The following is a 13,262-nucleotide window of genomic DNA, read 5'->3' on the forward strand; positions in this document are numbered from 1 at the left end:
CTCAGCGGTCCAGGGCGGCCTGCACCAGGGCTGCTTCCGGCGCGCCGATGGCCGTGAACCACTCCAGGGCCGTCGACCAGTAGGCGCGGGCGGCGGCGGGGTCCTCGGTCGCGTCGCCGGCCAGGTGGGCGGCACGTGCCTGCACGAACCGCTGGCCGGTGGAGCGGCTGAGTTCCAGGGAGCGCCGCGCGAAGTCCAGGGCCTCCGCCACGTCGCCCTGGTCCAGCCGCACCCTGCCCAGCAGCGCCAGCACCTCGACCTCGGCCAGGCGCAGCCGGTAGCGCACCGCGCTGTCCAACGCCTGGCTGGCCGAGTACCTCGCCTCGTCCAGCCGGCCCGCCGCGCGGTGGGCCAGGGCCAGCCCCCGGCGGGCCGCGCAGATGCCCCACGGGTAGCCGGTCTCCTCGGCGATCCGCAGCGCCTCGGTGTGCCGCTCCACCGCCTCGCCGTACCGGCCGCTGCCGTGCAGCGCCTCACCCAGGACGTTCTTCGCGTCGCACACGCCCTTGAGGTTCCCGAGGTTGTCGGCGATGGCCAACGCCCGGGACGCCTCGGAGATCGCGTCGGCGAGCCGGCCCCTCATCACGTACGTGTGCGCCAGGCCCTCGTGCGGGATGTGCGCGAAACCCCGCGCGCTGGCCCGTTCGTACAGGTCGCCGGCCCGTTCGTAGAGTTCCGCCGCGCGTTCCGGCTGGCCCTGGAACAGGTACACCTCGGCCAGCGCCCGGTAGCTGTCGGCCTGCGTGATCCACACGCCCAGGCGGTTGCCGACGTCCAGCGAGCCCTCGAACGACGACACCGCCCGGTCCAGTTGGCCCAGTTGCAGGTAGACGCCGCCGAGGTTGAGCAGGGCGATGCCCTCCTGCTGCAACGCGCCGATGCCGCGGGTGATCACCAGCGCCCGTTCCAGGCAGTCCGCGGCCTGCTCCAGCTCGCCCAGGTCGATGTAGACGCCGCCCAGGTTGGCCAGCACGGCGGCCTCGGCGGCGGGCGCGGCGCCGGTGCGCTGCTGGATCGGGATGGCCCGCCGGAAGTAGTCCACCGCCACCCGGTGCTGGCCGATCGCCCAGTACAGGACGCCCAGCGACGACAGCATCGCCACCTCGCCCACCGGGTCGCCGATGGCCTGCGCCACGGACAGGCCGGCCTTCGCCGTCGCCAGCCACTCGACGGGCAGGCCCTGGGCGTAGAAGTAGCGGCGCAGCGCGTCGGCGAGCTGCCAGCAGTCGCTGTCCGGCTGCCGGTCCGTCGAGTGCAGCACCAGCGCGACGAGGTTCGCCCGTTCCGCGTCCAGCCACGCCAGCGCCTCCGCCGGCGTGGAGAACAGCCGGGGCGCGACGCCGGCTTCGACCGCGTCACGGGGCAGCCTCATCAGGGTCGCCTTGACGGTGTCGGTCGCGTTGTCCACCGACCGGATCGACCAGTCCAGCAACCTGCGGTGGGCCTGCGCGCTCTCCGTCGGGCCGTCCTCGAACGCCAGCCGCTCGGCCGCGTAGTCGCGCAGCAGGTCGTGGAACTGGTAGCGGCCCGGCACGTGGTTGTCCACCAGGTTCGCCGTCGCGAGGCGGTCCAGGCGCCGCCGCGCGTCCTGCGTGGTCAGGCCGCCCAGCGCCGCCGCCACGTCCGGCGTGATGTCGCCGGGAGCGAGGCTGAGCAGGCGGAACAGGGACGCCAGTTCGGGCTTCAGCGCGGTGTAGGACAGGTCGAACGCGGCGTGCACGGCCGCCCGCTCGTCGCCCTCCACGGCCAGCGCCGCCAGGCGGTTGCCCGCCCGCAGCTCCTCCACGTACGAGGCGATGGTCGTCTCCGGCCGGGACAGCAGGTTCGCCGCCGCGATCCGCAGCGCCAGCGGCAGGTGCGCGCACAGCTCGGCCAGCTCGTCGGCCGCCGACGCCTGCTCCGCCACCACGTCCTCGCCGAGCATCCCGGCCAGCAGCGCCCTGGTCTCCTCGCTGTCCAGCACGTCCAGCCGCACGTTGGACGCCGCGTGGCTGACCGCCAGCCCGCGCAGGGTGTCACGGCTGGTCACCAGCACCGCGCAGCCCGGCGAGCCCGGCAGCAGCGGCCGGATCTGCTCCGCGTTGGCCGCGTTGTCCAGCACCAGCAGCACCTGCTGGTCGGTCAGCCGGGACCGGAACATCGCCTCCTGCTCGTCCTGGTCCAGCGGCACGGACTCCGGCGGCACGCCCTGCGCCCGCAGGAACCGGGGCAGCACGTCCACCGCGTTCAGCGGCGGGCCCTGGGCGTAGCCGCGCAGGTTCACGTATAGCTGGCCGTCCGGGAAATACCGCCGCATCTTGTGCGCCGCGTGCACGGCCAGCGCCGTCTTGCCCACGCCGGGCGGCCCGGCCAGCGTCACCACCGGCACGCCCTGCGCCGTCCGCAGCAGCGCCTCGATGAGCTGGACGGCCTGCTCGCGGCCCACGAAGTCGCCGATGTCGGCGGGAAGCTGCGACGGCACCACCCGTTCCCGCCGCACCGGCGCCGCCGAGCCGAGGTCCAGCGCCGGCGCGCCGCTGAGCACCTGCTGGTGCACGCGCCGCAGCTCGTCGCCGGGGTCGATGCCCAGCTCGTCCGCCAGCAGGCCGCTGACCTTGCGGTACGCGCCGAGCGCGTCGGCCTGCCGCCCCGACCGGTACAGCGCCACCATGAGCTGCGACCACAGCCGTTCCCGCAGCGGGTGCTCGCTGGTCAGCCGGTACAGCTCGGGGATCAGCTCGGCGTGCCTGCCCAGCTCCAGGTCGACCTCGACGCGGCGCTCCTCCACGTGCAGCCGGCGCTCGCCCAGCCGGGGCACCTCGTCGCGGTGCAGCACCTCCGAGGGCACGTCGACCATCGCGGGACCGCGCCACAGGCCCAGGGCGGCGGTGAAGATCGCCGACGCCGACTCCAGCCTGCCCGCCGCCCGCTCCTGCTCGCCCTCCTCGACGAGCTGCTCGAAGCGGACCACGTCGATGGTGCGCTCGTCCACGTCGATCAGGTACGCGTCCGGCACGGTGCGGATCGGCACGGCCGGCCCCAGGACCTGCCGAAGTCTCATCACGTAGGTCTGGAGCGTGCCGCGAGCCCGCGCGGGTGGGTCGGCGCCCCAGATGTGCTCGGCCAGCTCGTCCACCGACACGCTCGACCCGGCGCGCATCAGCAGCGACACCAGCAGCGATCGCTGCCGACCTGCGCGGACCACCACCTGCTCGCCGTCGACCAGCACCTGCAACGGCCCGAGGACGCGGAACTCGACCTGTGGGCCCATCCCCGACCTCCCCTCCGCGCGCGTGCGGGTTCTGTTGTCCGTTGTACAGCGTAGGAGAGCGTTTGCCCGATGTGTCGTCGTCACGATGGGTCAGCACATGTGCGCCAGAAGTAGGAGAATGCCGATTCACGTGGCCGGATCGTGACCTGCGTTACTGCTGAAGGGTTGTGGTGACCGGTTAGGGTCGCTGACCACACCGTGAGATCCGGATTTCCACTAGGGGTGTTTGATGGCTCATTCCCGAACGGCCCGGCGCCGCTGGACGGCCGCGATCGGCCTGACCGGCGTCGCCGCGCTCGCACTGTCCGCCTGCGCGCAATCCGAACGCGGTGGCGATTCCGGTTCCGGCAAGGTCGGCGGCACTCTGACCTTCGGCGCGGCCGGTGCTCCCCGGCTGTTCGACCCGTTCTACGCCACGGACGGCGAGACCTTCCGCGTGTCCCGCCAGATGTACGAGGGCCTGGTCGGCTTCAAGGCCGGCACGGCCGAAGTCGAGCCCGCGCTGGCGACCAAGTACGAACCGACGCCGGACGGCAAGACGTGGACGTTCACACTGAAAGAAAATGTGAAATTCCACGACGGCACTCCGTTCAACGCTGAAGCGGTCTGCTTCAACTTCAACCGCTGGTACAACCAGAAGGGCAGCAGCCAGAGCGACGCCGTTTCGCAGTACTGGCTGGACAACTTCGGCGGCTTCGCGGACACCCCGGACAAGCCGTCGCTGTTCAAGTCGTGCACGGCGAAGGACCCGAAGACCGCGGTCATCGAGTTGACCAGCGCGACTTCGCAGTTCCCGTCCGTGCTGGGCTTCACGTCGTTCTCGATCTCCAGCCCCGAGGCGCTGAAGAAGTACGACGCGGACAACGTCGTGGCGGCCGGTGACAGCTTCACCTTCCCGGCGTACGCCACCGAGCACCCGACCGGCACCGGGCCGTTCAAGTTCAGCAAGTTCGACAAGGCCAACAACGTCGTGGAACTCGTCCGCAACGAGGACTACCACGGCACCAAGGCCAAGCTGGACAAGGTCGTCTTCCGGATCATCCCGGACGAGACCGCGCGCAAGCAGGCGCTCAAGGCGGGCGACATCGACGGCTACGACCTGCCGAACGCCGCGGACTGGGCCGGTCTGAAGTCCGACGGCTTCGACGTCAAGGTCCGCCCGGCGTTCAACGTGCTCTACCTGGGCATCAACCAGAAGAACAACCCCAAGCTCCAGGACCTCCGGGTCCGCCAGGCGCTGATGCACGCCATCAACCGCGACCAGCTCGTCAAGTCGCAGCTCCCCGAGGGCGCCACGGTGGCCACCCAGTTCATGCCGCCGCTGGTCAACGGCTACGACAAGGGGCTGACCGCGACGAAGTTCGACACCGAGAAGGCGAAGTCGCTGCTCGCCGAGGCGGGCGCGAGCGACCTGACGCTCAAGTTCTACTGGCCGACCGAGGTCACCCGCCCGTACATGCCGAGCCCGAAGGACCTGTACGGCGCGATCGCGTCCGACCTGGAGAAGGCCGGCATCAAGCTGGACACGGTGAGCAAGCCGTGGAACGGCGGCTACCTGACCGACGTCGACCAGGGCATCCCGGACGTCTTCCTGCTCGGCTGGACCGGTGACAACGGCACCGCGCACAACTGGGTCGGCACGTTCTTCGGCCGCACCGACAACCGGTTCAACACCGGCGCGTCGCCGTGGGGCAAGGACCTGGCGGACAAGCTGGGCGCGGCCAACGCCGAGCCGGACGAGACCAAGCGCACCGCGCTGTACCAGGAGCTGAACAAGAAGATCGTGGAGGAGTACCTGCCGGCCGTGCCGATCTCGCACTCCCCGCCGGCGCTGGTCTTCAGGAAGGAGATCCAGGGTGTGACGCCCAGCCCGTTGACCGACGAGCGATTCGGCAACGCCAGCAAGGGCTGACCACTACGGATAGAGACAACGGGGTAGCTCAATGCTCCGCTACACGATCCGACGGCTCATCCAGCTAGTCGGCGTGGTGCTGGTGCTGTCCCTGCTGCTCTTCGCGTGGCTCCGCGCTCTCCCGGGAGGACCGGTCTCGGCCCTCCTGGGAGAGCGCGCCACGCCGGAGAAGCAGGAAGCCCTCACCCGACAGCTCGGCTTGGACCAGCCGATCGTCGTGCAGTACTTCAAGTTCCTCGGCCGGGCGCTGTCCGGCGACTTCGGCGTCTCCACCGGCGTCCAGCAGGGCGACCCGGCGATGGAGATCTTCCTCCAGCGGTTCCCCGCCACCCTCGAACTCAGCTTCCTGGCGATCGTGATCGCGATCGCGCTCGGCATCCCGCTGGGCTACCTCGCGGCGAAGCGGCGCGGCGGCTGGTTCGACAACCTCAGCGTCGCCGGTTCGCTGATCGGGGTCGCGGTGCCGGTGTTCTTCCTGGCCTACGTGCTCAAGGACGTGCTGTCCGCGGCGCTGGGCCTGCCCACCGAAGGCCGCCAGGACGCCGCCCTCGGCGCGACCCGGGTGACCGGTTTCTTCGTGTTCGACGGCATCATCACGCAGGAGTGGGACGCGGCGCTCGACGCGCTGGAGCACCTGGTCCTGCCGGCGGTCGCGCTGTCGACCATCCCGTTCGCGGTGGTCTTCCGGATCACCCGCGCGGCCGTGCTCGACGTGCTCGACGAGGACTTCGTGCGCACGGCCGAGTCCAAGGGCCTCACCGCACCGGTCATCCGGCGGCGGCACGTGCTGCGCAACGCGATGCTGCCGGTGGTGACCACGATCGGCCTCCAGACCGGCGCGCTGCTCGCGGGGGCGGTGCTCACCGAGAAGGTGTTCTCGTTCGCGGGCGTCGGGCAGGCGCTCGCGATCGGGTTCGAGCGCCGTGACTACCCGGTGCTGCTGTTGCTGATCATCATGGCCACGATCGTCTACGTGGTGGTCAACCTCCTGGTCGACCTCTCGTACGCGTTCATCGACCCGCGGATCAGGACGAGGTAGCCGCGATGGTCACTCCAACCCAGAAACTCGGCCGCGGGAAGAAAGACCGCATCGACGCGCTGGCCGAGACGTCCTCGGACGCCGGGGTCAGCCTGGCCGCGAGCGCGTGGCGGCAACTGCGGCGCAGCCCGGTGTTCCTCACCGGCGCGGTCATCATCGCCCTGTTCGTGCTGGTCTCCCTGCTGTCCCCGTGGCTGGCACCGCAGGACCCGTCCGAGGCGATGCTGATCGACCAGGTCGTCAAGGCGCGCAACGAGATCCCGCCACCCCAGCCGGGCCACGTGCTCGGCGGCGACCTCCAGGGCCGGGACTTCTTCTCCCGCCTGCTGGTCGGCTCGCAGCAGACGCTGATCGTCGGCGTGCTGGCCACCCTGATCGGGCTGGCGGGCGGGCTGACGCTGGGCACGCTGGCCGGCGCGTTCGGCGGCTGGGTCGACTCGGTCGTGATGCGGGTGGTCGACGTCATGCTGTCGCTGCCCAGCCTGCTGCTGGCGTTCAGCATCAGCGCGATGTTCGCGCGCCCCAACCAGTACACCGTGATCGTGGCGGTGGCGGTGGTGCAGATCCCGGTGTTCGCCCGGCTGCTGCGCGGCTCGATGCTGGCGCAGCGGCACAGCGACCACGTGCTGGCGGCGACCGCGCTGGGCGTGAAGCCGGGCGCGATCGTGTTCCGGCACATGCTGCCCAACTCGCTCGGCCCGGTGATCGTGCAGTCCACGCTGGTGCTGGCCACGGCCATCATCGACGCGGCGGCGCTGTCGTTCCTCGGCCTGGGCAACCCGGACGACCGGATCCCGGAGTGGGGCCAGATGCTGGGCGACGTGCAGAACGTGTTCGACACGCACCCGCACCTCGCGTTCTGGCCGGCGGGCTGCATCATCGTGGTGGCGCTGGGTTTCACCCTCATGGGCGAGACCTTGCGCGAGGCCCTCGACCCCAAGAGCAGGCGGTGAGTCATGGCGTTGCTGGAAGTGCGTGACCTCACCGTGGTTTTCGAGCGCAAGGGGGAGCAGCCCTTCACCGCCGTCGACCACGTGAGCTTCGAGGTGGAGCCGGGCCAGACGGTCGGCCTGGTCGGCGAGTCCGGGTGCGGCAAGTCCGTGACGTCGCTGGCGATCATGGGTCTGCTGCCGCGGCGCGGCGCCCGCGTCTCCGGGACGGTGGACTACGAGGGCACGAACCTGCTCTCCTTGTCGGACCGGGAGATGCGCGACCGGCGTGGTCGCGACCTCGGCATGGTGTTCCAGGACCCGCTGTCCTCGCTCAACCCGGTCATCCCGATCGGGGTGCAGGTGACGGAAGTGCTGGAGCGGCACCGGGACATGTCGCGCAAGCAGGCGATGGTGGAGGCGGCGGACCTGCTGGACAAGGTCGGCATCCCCGACCCGTCCCGGCGGCTCTCCGAGTACCCGCACCAGCTCTCCGGCGGGATGCGGCAGCGCGCGCTGATCGCGATCGCGCTGGCGTGCCGGCCCCGGCTGCTCATCGCGGACGAGCCGACCACCGCGCTGGACGTGACGATCCAGGCGCAGATCCTGGCGCTGCTCAAGGAACTCGTGCAGGACCTGGGCACCGCGCTGGTGATGATCACGCACGACCTCGGCGTGGTCGCCGGGCTGTGCGACGAGGTCAACGTCCTGTACGGCGGCCGGGTGGTGGAGAAGGCGGAGCGGCACGACCTGTTCGCCGCGCCGCGCCACCCGTACACGCACGGGCTGCTGACCTCGATCCCGCGCCTGGACGCGCCGCGCGGCGAGAAGCTGTCGCCCATCAGGGGATCGGTGGCCGACAACATCCCGTGGGACCACGGGTGCGCGTTCGCGCCCCGCTGCCCGAACGCGCTGGACGTGTGCGTCGAGGTCACGCCCGCGCAGGAGGACATCGGCGGCGGCAGGCTGTTGCGCTGCCACAACCCGGTCCAGCCTCCGGTGGTCGAGGAGGTGTCGGTGTGAGCCCGCAGAGCGAGGTGCGCCCGGACAGCGGTCCGCCGGCGGCCCCGGAGTCCACTGTGGACGAACTGATGTCGGTGCACGGCATCAAGGTGCACTTCCCGATCAAGCGGGGACTCCTGCTCGACCGCACGGTCGGGCACGTGTTCGCCGTGGACGGGGTGGACCTGGGCGTCCGGCGCGGCGAGACCTACGGGCTGGTCGGCGAGTCCGGCTGCGGCAAGTCCACCCTCGGGCGGGCGATCCTGCGGCTGACCGAGCCGACCGCCGGCCGGGTGGTGTTCGACGGCACGGACCTGTCGACGCTGAAGGGCGAGTCGCTGCGCACCATGCGGCGGCGGATGCAGATGGTGTTCCAGGACCCCATGTCGTCCCTGGACCCCCGGCAGTCCGTGGAGTCGATCCTGGTCGAGGGCCTGCGGGCGCACGACCTGGACAAGGGCAAGGAGTCGACCGGCAAGCGGCTGCGCGAGCTGCTGTCGGCGGTCGGCCTGCCGTCCACGTCGCTGCGCAAGTACCCGCACGAGTTCTCCGGCGGTCAGCGGCAGCGCATCGGCATCGCCCGCGCGCTGGCGGTCGAACCGGACCTGATCATCGCCGACGAGCCGGTGTCCGCGCTGGACGTGTCGGTGCAGGCGCAGGTGGTGAACCTGCTGGAGGAGCTCCAGGACCAGTTCGGCCTCACCTACCTGGTGATCGCGCACGACCTGGCCGTGGTGCGGCACATCTCCGACCGGGTGGGCGTGATGTACCTGGGCGGCCTGGTGGAGGAGGCGACCTCGGACGACCTCTACGCCGAGCCGCTGCACCCGTACACCAGGGCGTTGCTGTCGGCGATCCCGGTGCCGGACCCGGAGGTGGAGGACCGGCGGGAGCGGATCCTGCTCAAGGGCGACCTGCCGTCGCCCGCGAACCCGCCGTCGGGCTGCCGGTTCCACACCCGGTGCCCGTGGAAGCAGGAGACGAAGTGCTCGACCGAACGGCCGGAGATGCGTGAGGTGCTGCCCGGCCACCGGGTCGCGTGCCACTGGGCGGAGGACATCCGCGCGGGCCGCATCCGGCCGCACGAGGTCGAGGCCGTGCTGGTGGAGGAGGACGGCATCTCGCCGGACATCCCGCTGGTCGGCCCGGCGTCGGTGACGGAGGCGCTCAACCCGTGAGCCCCGTGCGGGGGCGCCACCCCTCTTCAGGCGCCCCCGCACCGTGCTCAGGCCCGCCAGTCCGGCGAACGGCCGAGCAGCCCGACGAGCCGGTCGGTGAGCGAGGCGTCCTCGGGCACGTCCAGCGGCAGCCCGAACGCCGCGCCGGGGCCCCGGACGTCCGGCGTCGCGGGGTAGTGGCGGGCCATCTTGTAGGCGGCGAGCGCCAACTCGTCGTCCAGCGTGCTGTCGATGCCGAGCGCCCGGCACAGGTCCCACGAGTGCACCAGGTTGTCCACGAAGTGCGCGCCGACGAGGTTACGGCCCGGGTGCGTGCCGAAACCGGGGAACTCGGCTTCCCGGTCGAGGAACCCGGCGGCCTGGAACGACTCCGTGACCTGGTCGCTCGCGACGAGGTAGGCGACCACCAGGTCGTCGTCCGCCTGCGCGCGGGCTTCGCCGCCCCGTGCCCCGGCGTCGAACTTGAGCGACATGTCGACCTGGTGTTGCAACAGGTCCCGGACGGTCCACCCGGCGCACGGCGTGGCCAGGTCGAAGTGCGCCGGTTCGAGCTTGCCGGTCAGCCGGACGTTGACGTCGATGGCGGCGCGGTTCAGGTCCAGCAGGTCCATTGGTCCCCCTTGGAAGTTGTACGAACGATCGTACAATTAGTTTGCGAGTGGTCAAGGGGGCTAGCGTGGGCGGTGTGAAGGTCGACGGTCGGGTGGAGCGGGGCGAGCAGACGCGGCGGCAGATCTTGGTGCGGGCGGCGGAGATCGCGTCGGTGGAGGGCTTGGAGGGGCTGTCCATCGGGCGGCTCGCGACCGAGCTGGAGGTCAGCAAGAGCGGCGTGTTCGCGCACTTCGGTTCGAAGGAGGAGCTGCAGCTCGCCACCGTCCGGGCGGCGGCGAAGATCTTCTTGACGGAGGTGGTGGAACCGGCGTCGGCCGTGCCGCCGGGCTTGGCGCGCCTGGAGCTGCTGCTCACCGGGTGGCTGGACTACTCGGAGCGCCGCACGTTCCCCGGCGGGTGCTTCTTCTACGCCGTGCAGGCGGAGTTCGACGCCCGCCACGGGCGGGTGCGGGACACCGTCGCGGAGTACGGGAAGGGCTGGAACGACCTGGTCGTGGCGACCATCTCGGCCGTGCCGGACCTGGTGGTCGAGCCGGCGCAGTTGGCGTTCGAGCTGATCGCGTTCCTGGAGATGGCCAACGCCCAGTCGGTGCTCCACGACGACCCGGACGCCTACCGCCGTGCCCGGACAGCGGTCCGCGACACCCTGGACCGCGCTACCCGGCGGCCGTGACCACGACCTTGCGCTGCGCGGCCTTCACCGCCATCCCGACCGGCACGCTGATCAGCATCGCCACACCCCACGACAGCGCGATGGCGACCAGCGGGTCGTCGACGACCTGACCGCCGAAGTACCCGATCAACGCCGTGTACCCGCTCCACAGCGTGGCCCCGGCCAGCGCGACCGGCGCGAACCGCCGGCTCGGCCACCGCAGCGACCCGGCCAGCAACGCGCCCACCAGCCCGCCGCCGGGCACCCACCGCACCGCCACCAGGATCGGCTCACCGCGACTGGCCAGTTTGGACGCCGTCCACTCGACCACCGCCCGCGACCCCGGCTTGCGGCTGAACCGGCGCAGCGCCCGCATCCCCGCGCTGCGGCCGAGCGAGTAGTTGACGATGTCGGCGACGAAACACCCCACCGCCGCCACCAGGATCACCCCGGCCAACGGCAGTTCGCCGGACGCCGCCAGCACGCCGCAGCCGATCAACACGGCCTCGGTCGGGGCCAGCGGCACGGCGGCGACCACGAACAGGACCAGGAGGGCGGTCATGATCGGGGAACGCTACCGGGTTCCTGATCACTCCTGGCCGGGCGGCGTCTTCAGGAAACGTTCAGCCGGACGCCCCGTCGGCGGCACCCGGTGAACCGGCGGACCGCCCGGAACCGGTCCCGGGCGGTCACTCCGCGAAGGTCTAGCGGTGGGCCCGGTTCAGGGCCGAGACGACGGCGCGCAGCGACGCGGAGACCGTGGACGAGTCGACTCCCACGCCCCACAGCACACGGTCGCCCACGGCGCATTCCAGGTAGGCCGCCGCGCGGGCGTCGTCGCCGGAGGACATCGCGTGCTCGAAGTAGTCCAGCACGCGCACGTCGAAGCCGACCGCCGCCAGCGCGTCGACGAACGCCGCGATCGGCCCGTTGCCGGTGCCGGTGATCTCCTGCGCCTCACCGTCCACGACCACCACGGCCTTGATCGTCTCGTGGCCGCTGCCGTCGCCGGACACCTTCTGCCGCACCAGCTTCAGCGGCACGGCCCCGTCCAGGTACTCCAGCGAGAACGCGTCCCACATGTCCTTGGGCGAGATCTCGCCGCCCTGCGTGTCGGTGACCTCCTGGATGACCCGCGAGAACTCGACCTGGAGCCGGCGCGGCAGGTCCAGGTGGTGCTCGGTCTTCATCAGGTACGCCACGCCGCCCTTACCGGACTGCGAGTTGACCCGGATCACGGCCTCGTAGCTGCGGCCCACGTCCTTCGGGTCGATCGGCAGGTACGGGACCTCCCACGGGAACTCGTCCACGTGCTGCCCGGCGGCCTTGGCGGCGTCCTCCAGGGCCTCGAAGCCCTTCTTGATGGCGTCCTGGTGCGACCCGGAGAACGCGGTGAACACCAGGTCGCCGCCGTACGGGTGGCGTTCGGCGACCGGTAGCTGGTTGCAGTACTCGACGGTGCGGCGGATCTCGTCGATGTCGGAGAAGTCGATCTGCGGGTCGATGCCCTGGCTGAACAGGTTCATCGCCAGCGTGACCAGGCACACGTTGCCGGTGCGCTCGCCGTTGCCGAACAGGCAGCCCTCGATGCGGTCCGCGCCCGCCAGGTAGCCCAGCTCGGCGGCGGCCACGCCGGTGCCCCGGTCGTTGTGCGGGTGCAGCGACAGGATGATCGAGTCGCGGCGGGCCAGGTTGCGCGACATCCACTCGATCGAGTCGGCGTAGACGTTCGGCGTGGCCATCTCGACGGTCGCCGGCAGGTTGATGATCAGCGGCTTCTCGGGCGTCGGCGCGATGATCCCCGACACCGCGTCGCACACCTCCAGCGCGTAGCTCAACTCGGTGCCGGTGTACGACTCGGGGGAGTACTCGTAGCGGAAGTCCGTCTCCGGGTACTTCTTCGCCTCTTCCAGGGCGAACGCCGCCGCGTCGGTGGCGATCTTCTTGATGCCCTCGCGGTCGGACTTGAACACCACCCGGCGTTGCAGGACGGACGTCGAGTTGTAGAAGTGCACGATCGCCCGGCCGGCGCCGCGCAGCGCCTCGAAGGTGCGCTCGATCAGCTCGGGGCGGCACTGCGTGAGCACCTGGATGGTCACGTCCGGAGGGATCGCGCCGTCCTCGATGATCTCGCGGACGAAGTCGAAGTCGGTCTGCGAGGCGGCCGGGAAGCCGACCTCGATCTCCTTGTAGCCCATGCGCACCAGCAGGTCGAACATCTTGCGCTTGCGGGCGGGCGACATGGGGTCGATCAGCGCCTGGTTGCCGTCCCGCAGGTCGACCGCGCACCACAGCGGGGCCTGCGTGATCCGCTTGGTGGGCCACGTGCGGTCGGGCACGTCCACGGTCTCGACCACCTCGTGGAACGGGCGGTAGCGGTGGACGGGCATGGAGGTGCCGCGCTGCGGGTTCCACACCGGCTGGTCGGCCGGGGCGGGGCGGGCGGGGGGACGGATCCGGCTGACGCCCGAGGTGTACGCGTCCGGTGAAGTCGTCATGGCTGGGAGGCTCCTGCTGGCCGTTTCTGGATGACGACCGGCGGCAACGCTCGATCCCGCGACGGGGGGCCGGTCTGATCAGACCCCGTCACGGCGGCGAAGCAGGAGGGCACGTGCCACGCCGACAGCCTAACCGGATTTCGGCGCAGGGTGGAACCGAGCGCCCAGATGGTGGAACTTCACCCGTTCG

10 protein-coding genes are annotated in these 13,262 nt (G+C 70.9%); 6 read left to right on the plus strand and 4 right to left on the minus strand.

Features of this window, described 5'->3' with window-relative positions:
* Window position 1: 1 nt before the first annotated feature.
* Window positions 2–3,250 carry a BTAD domain-containing putative transcriptional regulator gene (locus ACQPZF_RS01265; RefSeq protein WP_433267359.1) on the minus strand — a complete coding sequence of 1,083 codons (3,249 nt, stop codon included), beginning with the start codon at window positions 3,248–3,250 and terminating at the stop codon, window positions 2–4.
* Between the two features lie 229 nt (window positions 3,251–3,479).
* Here ACQPZF_RS01265 and ACQPZF_RS01270 point away from each other — a divergent pair, with 229 nt between their 5' ends.
* The 5 genes from ACQPZF_RS01270 (at window position 3,480) to ACQPZF_RS01290 (ending at window position 9,310) form a co-directional block, all read left to right on the plus strand.
* Complete coding sequence (locus ACQPZF_RS01270) at window positions 3,480–5,162, plus strand: ABC transporter substrate-binding protein (RefSeq protein ID WP_433267361.1); 1,683 nt, start codon at window positions 3,480–3,482, stop codon at window positions 5,160–5,162.
* Between the two features lie 31 nt (window positions 5,163–5,193).
* Window positions 5,194–6,201: an ABC transporter permease gene (locus tag ACQPZF_RS01275; protein ID WP_433267363.1), complete on the plus strand. Its 1,008-nt coding sequence runs from the start codon at window positions 5,194–5,196 to the stop codon at window positions 6,199–6,201.
* A gap of 5 nt (window positions 6,202–6,206) precedes the next feature.
* On the plus strand, window positions 6,207–7,154 hold the full coding sequence (locus ACQPZF_RS01280; RefSeq protein WP_433267365.1) for an ABC transporter permease: 948 nt from the start codon (window positions 6,207–6,209) through the stop codon (window positions 7,152–7,154).
* A 3-nt stretch (window positions 7,155–7,157) separates the two neighbouring features.
* Window positions 7,158–8,153 carry an ABC transporter ATP-binding protein gene (locus ACQPZF_RS01285; protein ID WP_433267367.1) on the plus strand — a complete coding sequence of 332 codons (996 nt, stop codon included), beginning with the start codon at window positions 7,158–7,160 and terminating at the stop codon, window positions 8,151–8,153.
* A 68-nt stretch (window positions 8,154–8,221) separates the two neighbouring features.
* Window positions 8,222–9,310 (plus strand): ABC transporter ATP-binding protein, encoded by a 1,089-nt coding sequence (locus tag ACQPZF_RS01290; RefSeq protein ID WP_433274385.1) that lies wholly within the window; start codon window positions 8,222–8,224, stop codon window positions 9,308–9,310.
* Window positions 9,311–9,357: 47 nt separating this feature from the next.
* Here the strand turns inward: ACQPZF_RS01290 and ACQPZF_RS01295 are convergent, their stop codons facing one another.
* A complete protein-coding gene (locus ACQPZF_RS01295; RefSeq protein WP_433267369.1) occupies window positions 9,358–9,921 on the minus strand; it encodes a TIGR03086 family metal-binding protein in 564 nt (187 codons plus the stop codon).
* Window positions 9,922–9,995: 74 nt separating this feature from the next.
* On the opposite strand from ACQPZF_RS01295, the gene ACQPZF_RS01300 reads away from it, so the two are divergent.
* Window positions 9,996–10,595, plus strand: coding sequence for a TetR/AcrR family transcriptional regulator (locus tag ACQPZF_RS01300; RefSeq protein ID WP_433267371.1), 600 nt, complete (start codon window positions 9,996–9,998; stop codon window positions 10,593–10,595).
* On the opposite strand, the gene ACQPZF_RS01305 is transcribed toward ACQPZF_RS01300, so the two are convergent.
* Complete coding sequence (locus ACQPZF_RS01305; protein WP_433267373.1) at window positions 10,579–11,136, minus strand: DedA family protein; 558 nt, start codon at window positions 11,134–11,136, stop codon at window positions 10,579–10,581. The two genes, ACQPZF_RS01300 and ACQPZF_RS01305, sit on opposite strands and share 17 nt — an antisense overlap.
* A 142-nt stretch (window positions 11,137–11,278) precedes the next feature.
* Window positions 11,279–13,072, minus strand: coding sequence for a 2-isopropylmalate synthase (leuA, locus tag ACQPZF_RS01310; protein ID WP_433267375.1), 1,794 nt, complete (start codon window positions 13,070–13,072; stop codon window positions 11,279–11,281).
* Window positions 13,073–13,262: the final 190 nt, after the last annotated feature.

This window comes from Actinosynnema sp. CS-041913 (assembly GCF_050942485.1).
Classification (GTDB): Bacteria; Actinomycetota; Actinomycetes; order Mycobacteriales; family Pseudonocardiaceae; genus Actinosynnema.

What these genes read in the sequence shown, in the direction of transcription:
- ACQPZF_RS01265 (WP_433267359.1), bottom strand. Translation starts at nt 3,250, where the DNA reads ATGGGCCCACAGGTCGAGTTCCGCGTCCTCGGGCCGTTGCAGGTGCTG.
- ACQPZF_RS01270 (WP_433267361.1), top strand. Translation starts at nt 3,480, where the DNA reads ATGGCTCATTCCCGAACGGCCCGGCGCCGCTGGACGGCCGCGATCGGC.
- ACQPZF_RS01275 (WP_433267363.1), top strand. Translation starts at nt 5,194, where the DNA reads ATGCTCCGCTACACGATCCGACGGCTCATCCAGCTAGTCGGCGTGGTG.
- ACQPZF_RS01280 (WP_433267365.1), top strand. Translation starts at nt 6,207, where the DNA reads ATGGTCACTCCAACCCAGAAACTCGGCCGCGGGAAGAAAGACCGCATC.
- ACQPZF_RS01285 (WP_433267367.1), top strand. Translation starts at nt 7,158, where the DNA reads ATGGCGTTGCTGGAAGTGCGTGACCTCACCGTGGTTTTCGAGCGCAAG.
- ACQPZF_RS01290 (WP_433274385.1), top strand. Translation starts at nt 8,222, where the DNA reads ATGTCGGTGCACGGCATCAAGGTGCACTTCCCGATCAAGCGGGGACTC.
- ACQPZF_RS01295 (WP_433267369.1), bottom strand. Translation starts at nt 9,921, where the DNA reads ATGGACCTGCTGGACCTGAACCGCGCCGCCATCGACGTCAACGTCCGG.
- ACQPZF_RS01305 (WP_433267373.1), bottom strand. Translation starts at nt 11,136, where the DNA reads ATGACCGCCCTCCTGGTCCTGTTCGTGGTCGCCGCCGTGCCGCTGGCC.
- leuA (WP_433267375.1), bottom strand. Translation starts at nt 13,072, where the DNA reads ATGACGACTTCACCGGACGCGTACACCTCGGGCGTCAGCCGGATCCGT.